At 74.9% G+C, this 6190-nt stretch carries 7 protein-coding genes; 5 read left to right on the top strand and 2 right to left on the bottom strand.

The window, feature by feature from the left end; genetic code table 11:
- The 5 genes from KBZ04_RS13470 to KBZ04_RS13450 form a co-directional block, all read left to right on the top strand.
- Nucleotides 1-323 (top strand): Na+/H+ antiporter subunit E (locus KBZ04_RS13470; protein WP_254992417.1); only part of this gene is annotated, 323 nt, incomplete at its 5' end.
- A complete protein-coding gene (locus KBZ04_RS13465; RefSeq protein WP_015109571.1) occupies nt 320-568 on the top strand; it encodes a hypothetical protein in 249 nt (82 codons plus the stop codon). The genes KBZ04_RS13470 and KBZ04_RS13465, both read left to right, overlap by 4 nt.
- Nucleotides 565-864: a monovalent cation/H(+) antiporter subunit G gene (locus KBZ04_RS13460; RefSeq protein WP_254992416.1), complete on the top strand. Its 300-nt coding sequence runs from the start codon at nt 565-567 to the stop codon at nt 862-864. The genes KBZ04_RS13465 and KBZ04_RS13460 overlap by 4 nt, the downstream gene beginning before the upstream one ends.
- On the top strand, nt 861-1385 hold the full coding sequence (locus KBZ04_RS13455; RefSeq protein ID WP_254992415.1) for a hydrogenase subunit MbhD domain-containing protein: 525 nt from the start codon (nt 861-863) through the stop codon (nt 1383-1385). The genes KBZ04_RS13460 and KBZ04_RS13455 overlap by 4 nt, the downstream gene beginning before the upstream one ends.
- Nucleotides 1382-2041 (top strand): Na(+)/H(+) antiporter subunit B, encoded by a 660-nt coding sequence (locus KBZ04_RS13450; RefSeq protein WP_254992414.1) that lies wholly within the window; start codon nt 1382-1384, stop codon nt 2039-2041. Before KBZ04_RS13455 ends, KBZ04_RS13450 begins: the two co-directional genes overlap by 4 nt.
- A 10-nt stretch (nt 2042-2051) precedes the next feature.
- Here KBZ04_RS13450 and KBZ04_RS14310 read toward each other — a convergent pair whose 3' ends face one another.
- Both KBZ04_RS14310 and KBZ04_RS13435 read right to left on the bottom strand, forming a co-directional pair.
- Complete coding sequence (locus KBZ04_RS14310) at nt 2052-5072, bottom strand: SMC family ATPase (protein WP_315860122.1); 3021 nt, start codon at nt 5070-5072, stop codon at nt 2052-2054.
- The coding region (locus KBZ04_RS13435; RefSeq protein WP_254992413.1) for an exonuclease SbcCD subunit D at nt 5069-6190 on the bottom strand (1122 nt) is incomplete at its 5' end. The genes KBZ04_RS13435 and KBZ04_RS14310, both read right to left, overlap by 4 nt.

Here is a 6190-nt window from a genome sequence, read left to right as displayed (position 1 = left end):
CCCTGCTGCTGCCCCGTGCCCACTCCAGGCCCCTGCCCATGCGCGCCCTGCTGCGGGCCCTGGGGCGCAGCCTGCTGGCCGTGCCCCAGGCCTACCTGGAGGCCCTGCGGCTGATCGTCGGCCGCGAGCCGGTGGAGGAGGAGTTCGGAGAGGCCACCACCGACGGCACCATCCCCCTGCTCGTGTTCCTGGACGTGTTCCGCATCACCCTCACCCCCTTCACGATCGTGCTCGGCCTGGAGGACGGCGGACGTCGCTACCGCATCCACGCCCTGACGCCCCGCCGGGCGCCGGGGCCCCACACCGGAGGGCCGACCCCATGACGGTGCTGCTCTGGGGGATGGTGCTGGCCCTGCTGATCCCGATCGCGGTGGCCTGCCGGCCCAGCGATGTCTGGCACCGCCTGGCGGCCTTCTCCAGCGTCGCCAGCAAGGTGGCCCTGATCATCCTGGTGGTGTCGGCGGTGCGGGGCGACCGCATGCTGGGGCTGGCCGGCGTGATCGTCCTGTGCGCCGGCAACGCCGGGCTGCTGCTGCTGGCCAACCTGCTGCGGGGGACGGAGCGATGACCCTCGCCCTCCTGGCCGATCACGCCAGCCTGCTGCTGCTCGGGGCCGGACTGGTGTTCTGGTTCTGGGGCACCTGGCCCCTGCTGGAGAGCCGCAGCTACCTCAGCAAGCTGCATGCCCTCTCGGTGGCCGACACCCTCGGCTCGGCGCTGATGCTGCTGGGCCTGCTGCTGCGGATCCCCGGCCAGTGGCCCCTGCTGGTGCTGGCCCTGGTGGCCCTGATCCTGTGGAACACGATCTTCGGCTACGTGCTGGCCAATTGCTCGCTGGCCTTCCGCCGGGGGCCGGAGCCATGAGCGGCGCCGTGTCCCTGGTGGGGGAGCTGGATCTGCTCCTGCCGATCACCGCCCTGCTGCCGCTCACCGCCGTGCTGCTGGTGAGCCAGTCGAACCCGTATCAGACCCTGGTGCTGCGGGGCATCCTGGGGTCGGTGTCCACCCTGCTCTACGCCCTGCTGGGGGCCCCGGACGTGGCGATCACCGAAGCCCTGGTGGGAACCCTGCTCTCCACCACCCTCTATGCGGTGGCGCTGCGCTCCTCGATGGCGCTGCGGTTGTCCTATCCGGCCGACGATCCCCCCAACGAGGCCAGCCAGGCGCTGCTGCGCGACTGGCTGGAGCCCCTGTCGCTGCGGCTGCGGTTGCTGCCACCGGATCCGGAGGAGGCCGACCAGGCCGGCCCCTGCCATGGCCGCCTCGGGCCGGGGCCGCGGCTGGAGCTGGCCAACCCCCGGCTGCTGGAGCGGTTGCAGGCCCTGGAGGGCTTCCGTCGCTGGCAGCAGGGCGGCGGAGAACTGCTGCTGCGGGAGATCCCATGACCTGGCTCTACCTGCTGGCCGCCACCGCCCTCTGCCTGGCCCCGCTGGGGGCGGCCCTGCCGCCGGCGCCCCCCATCGGCCCGGTGATCGCCTCCCTGGCCGCCATGACCGACGTGCCCAATCTGGTGTCGGGGGTGATCCTGCACACCCGCCTCTACGACACCATCGCCGAGGTGGTGGTGTTCACCCTGGCCTCCATCGGGGTGCGCTTCCTGCTGGCGGGGGAGCCCACCAAATCGAGCATCCGCGCCATCGACGATGCCCCGTCGGTGGTGCTCTGCCAGCTGGGCGCCACCATGGCCGCCCTGATCGGGGTGGAGCTGGCCCTGCGCGGCCACCTGTCCCCGGGGGGCGGGTTCGCGGCGGGCGTGGCCGGTGGTTCGGCCATCGGCCTGGTGCTGATCAGCGGCTCGGCCCGGCTCTCCGACCGCCTCTACCGCCGCTGGCGCGCCGACCTCTGGGAGAAGGCCGCCGTGATCGCCTTCGTGGTCCTCTCCGCCTTCGCCCTCGGGGGCATCCCACTGCCGGTTGGAACCTTCGGCACCCTGGCCTCGGGGGGCTGGATCCCCCTGCTCAACCTGCTGGTTGCCCTCAAGGTGACCCTGGGCTCCTGGGCGATGGTGCAGCTGTTCGTGCGCCACCGGGGGTTGCTCTAAAGCGGTCGGCTCAGGCCGTGACCCCCACCCGCAGGCTCGAGCCGCGCTCGCCGGCGATCACCTCGATGCCGCCGCGGATGCGCTCCCGCAGGGCGCCGACGTGGCTGATCAGGCCAATCAGCCGGCCCCCCTCCCGCAGGCGGTCCAGTTCATCCATGGCCAGCTGCAGGTTGTCGGGATCGAGGCTGCCGAAGCCCTCGTCGATGAACAGGGCCTCCAGGGGCACGCCGCCGGCGTGGGCCTGCACCGTGTCGGCCACCCCCAGGGCCAGGGCCAGGGAGGCCTGGAAGGTTTCGCCGCCCGAGAGGCTGCTCACCTCCCGCTCCTCGCCGGTGTAGGCATCCAGCACCCGCAGGCCCAGGCCGGCGTTGCGGCCGCCGTGGCCGCCCTCGTCGGTGAGCCGCAGCTGGTAGCGGCCGGAGGTCATCAGGGTGAGCCGCTGGTTGGCGCAGCCGCAGATGTCGGCGAGGTAGGCCGAGAGCACCCAGCGCTGCAGGGAGATGTACGGGGCCGCCTTGCCCTGGCAGCGGTTGGCCACGGCGCCCAGCCGCTCGGCCTTCTCCTGCTTCGCCGCCAGTGCGGTGGCGCCGGCCCGGTGTTCCGCGGCCAGCCGGGTGATCTCCCGCTGGGCGGCCCTGGCTTCGCTGTGGCGCTCCACCGCCCGGGTGCGGGCCCCATCCTGGCGGGCCACGGCCTCGCCGGCGGCGGTGGTGTCGGGTCGGGCTTCGGGCAGATCGGCCAGATCGGGGGCGGCCAGGAGGTTGCGCTGCTGGATCACCGCCGCCTCGTAGTCCGCGATCCGCTCGACCAGCTTCCGGCGCCAGCTCTCCTCCTGCAGGGCCACCGCGGCGTCTGCCGCCGTGGCGAACGGCGAGGCGGCCAGTTCCTGGCCCAGCCGCCGGGCCGCCTGCTCCAGCTCGCTGGTGGCGCGGGTGTGGGGGCCGGCTCCGGCCACCAGGGCCTGGAGGGCGGCCTCCAGGGGCCCGAAGGCCCGCAGCACCGCACCGGGCTCCAGCCCCTCCCCCAGCTCCCGCGCCACCTGCTCCGCCAGGGCCCGCTGCCGCTGGCTGGCCTCGGCCGCGGCCCGACGCTCCAGGGCGATCGCCGTGGCGGCCACCTCGATGGCCTTGGCGAGCTGCTGCCGCTGCTGCTCCCGATCGGCGGTTCGCCGCTCCAGCGCCGGCAGCCCGGAAGCCAGGGCCTGGGCCGCCAGGTGGGCCGCGGCGGCGGTGCCGGCGGCCTGGCGGGCGGCGAGCGGATCGGGGCTGTCGCCCGCCTTCTCCAGCACGGCGCCCAGGGCGGCCTGGGCGTTGGCGAGGGCCACCGCCGCCGCCTGCGCCGCCTGGGTGGCCGCGGCCAGGGTCCGTTCCGCGGCGGTGATCGCCCCGTCATCCACGGCATCGGCCGAGGGCCGGGCCGGTGCCGGGTGTTCCGTGGCGCCGCAGACCGGGCAGGGGGCTCCGGCGGCCAGCCCCCCGGCCAGCCGGGCGGCCATGCCCTCGATCTGGTTCCGCCGCAGGTGGTTGAGGCCGGCGGCCGCCGTGTTGACGTGGTGATCGGCGCCGTTCCTAGCGGCTTCGGCCGCGAGCTGCCGCTCCCGGGCCGGGGCGATGGCTTCGGCGGCCAAGGCACGGCCTTCGGCCTCCCGGGCGGCCCGCTGCAGGCCTTCGAGCTGGTCGCGGGCGCTGCGGGCCTGGGCGAGCCGGGCCAGCTCCCGCTCCTGCTCCGCCGCCAGGAGCTCCTGCTGGCCGACGGCGGTGGCCCGCCCGGCCTCGGCCTCGCCGGCCCGCTGGCTGGCGGCGGCCGCGGCGCCCCCGGCCTGGGCGGCCTCCTCGGCCTTGCGGGCCAGCTCCCGCACCTCGGCCCCCCGGGCGGCCAGGTCGGCGCCGGCCGCGGCGAGGGCTTCGGCGGAGGGGAGGGCCACCAGATCCAGCCCCTGCACCGTCGGCGGCAGCGCCCGAGCTCCGTCCCTGGCCTGGCGTGCGGCGCGCAGCTGCTCCTGCAGCCCCCGCTCCACCCGCTCCAGTTCCCGTCGGGCCCCCGCTTCGGCGACCAGGCTGGGCCGCAACGTTTCGGCCCGCTCCGCCCGCTCCAGTTTCTGGCGGTACTCCGCCACCGTCTCCCGTTTGGCTTCCAGTTCGCTGAGCCGGGTGCTGGCGGCGGCGCGCCGGTCCCAGCGCTCCGCCTGCGCCATGAGAGCCGCCTGGGCCGTCTGGGCTGCCGTCAGCCTGGTGACGGCCTCCCCCAGGGCGGCCTCGGTGCCCCGCACCACCATGCCGATGTTCACCACCAGCACCTCCAGGCCGGCCTGGTCGGCGGGTGGCTCGGGCGGTTCGGCCCCCTCCGGCGGCTCAGGAGCCTGGGGGGTCCAGGCGTCGGCCGCCCGGCGCCGCAGGACCTCCTGCTCCCGGGCCTGGTCCAGCGCCAGGTTCCGCGCCGTGCGGGCCTGGTCTTCGAGCCACCAGCCGGCCCGCTCGTAGATCACCGTGTCGAAGAGCGTCTTGAGCAGGGCTTCGCGCTCCTCGGCCCTGGCCCGCAGCACCTCGGCGAAGCGCCCCTGGGGCAGCAGGATCACCTGGCGGAACTGGGCGGCATTCAGCTCCACCAGGTGTTCGACCTCGCGGGTCACCTCGGTGGTTTTCGCCGCCACGGCCTGCTCCGGCGCCCCGGCGTCCAGGCGGAACAGGAACGCCTGGGGTGCTTTCTCGACCGTGCCCTGGCCACGGGCCTTGGGGGCGGTATGGGCGGGGGTGCGCTCCACCCGGTAGCGGGCGGCGCCGCAGGAGAACTCCAGGCTCACCCGGGGCACGGCGCCGGGGGCGGCGTGGTCGGAGCGCAGGCCCTTGACGCTGCGCTCGCCCGATACCTCGCCGTAGAGGGCGAAGCAGAGGGCATCGAGCAGGAAGGTCTTGCCGGCGCCGGTGGTGCCGTGGATCAGGAACAGCCCCTCGGAGGCCAGGGCGTCGAAGTCGATCGCCACCGGATCGGCATAGGGCCCGAAGGCCTCGATCGAGAGGCGGTGGGGCTTCACCGCTCCCCTCCCCGTTCCGCCGCCGCCAGGGCCGCCCGCAGCAGCTCGGCCTCCGGCTCGCCGGGCGGCTGGCCCTGCTGGTCGGTGAAGAAGGCGGTGGCCAGCTCCAGCGGCGAACGGGCCTGGCGCACCTGGCGGTGGCGCTCGGCGCCGCCGGCGCGGGTCAGCTCCGGGGGTTCGTGGCGTAGCTCGGCGATGTGGGGGAAGCGGGCCCGCAGCCGGGCCATGGCCTGCAGGGGCAGGGAGTCGTCGGTGAGGATCGCCCGCACCCGCGCTTCGCTGGCGGCGGCGTGGCGGGGGTCGCCGCAGAGCTCGTCGATGGGTCCCCGCAGGGTGCACAGGCGCCGGCCCACTCCCAGGGGCACCACTTCCGCGCTGGGCGTGCCGTCGGCGGCCAGCTCCACGATCCGCACCGACTTGACGTGCTGCTCCTCGGAGAAGGAGTAGGCCAGGGGGGTGCCCGAGTAGGCCACCCGGGGGCCGTCCAGCTGCTGGGAGCGGTGCAGGTGGCCCAGGGCCACGTAATCAAAGCCCTCGAAGGCCGCCACGCTCACCCGGTCGACGTTGCCGATGGTGAGCTCCCGCTCCGATTCCGAGGTTTCCCCGCCGGCCACGAAGGTGTGGGCCACCAGCACCGAACGCTGGGGCGGCCGTTCGCGGCGGTCGGCGTGGATCCGCTCGAGGGCCAGCCGGGTCACCTCCTCGTGGCGCAGGCGCACGGGAGCCCCGGCCAGGGCCGGCCCGACCACCGCCGGTTCCAGGTAGGGCAGGGGATAGATGGCCACCGGCACGCCCCCGTCCCGGGGCGTCACCAGCACCGGCTCGCTGGCCCGGCCCACGTCGCCCCGCACCGTGACCCCGAAGGCCGAGAGCAGCGGGTCGTACACCGACACCCGCACATGGGAATCATGGTTGCCGGCGATGGCTACCACGGCGGTGCCATCGCGGCTCAGCTGGGCCAGGGCCCGGTTGAACAGGTCCACGGCCTCGGCCGGCGGGATGGCCCGGTCGTAGAGGTCGCCGGCGATCAGCACCGCATCGACGGCATGCTCCCGGGCCAGGTCGGCGATCCGCTCGATCGCCGCCGCCTGCTCCTCCAGCAGGGAGGCCCCGTGAAA

The sequence above is a fragment of the Cyanobium sp. N5-Cardenillas genome, assembly GCF_024345515.1.
Classification (GTDB): Bacteria; Cyanobacteriota; Cyanobacteriia; order PCC-6307; family Cyanobiaceae; genus Cyanobium.
Note: the sequence above shows the minus strand (reverse complement) of the source record. Positions and strands in the feature narration are given on the sequence as shown.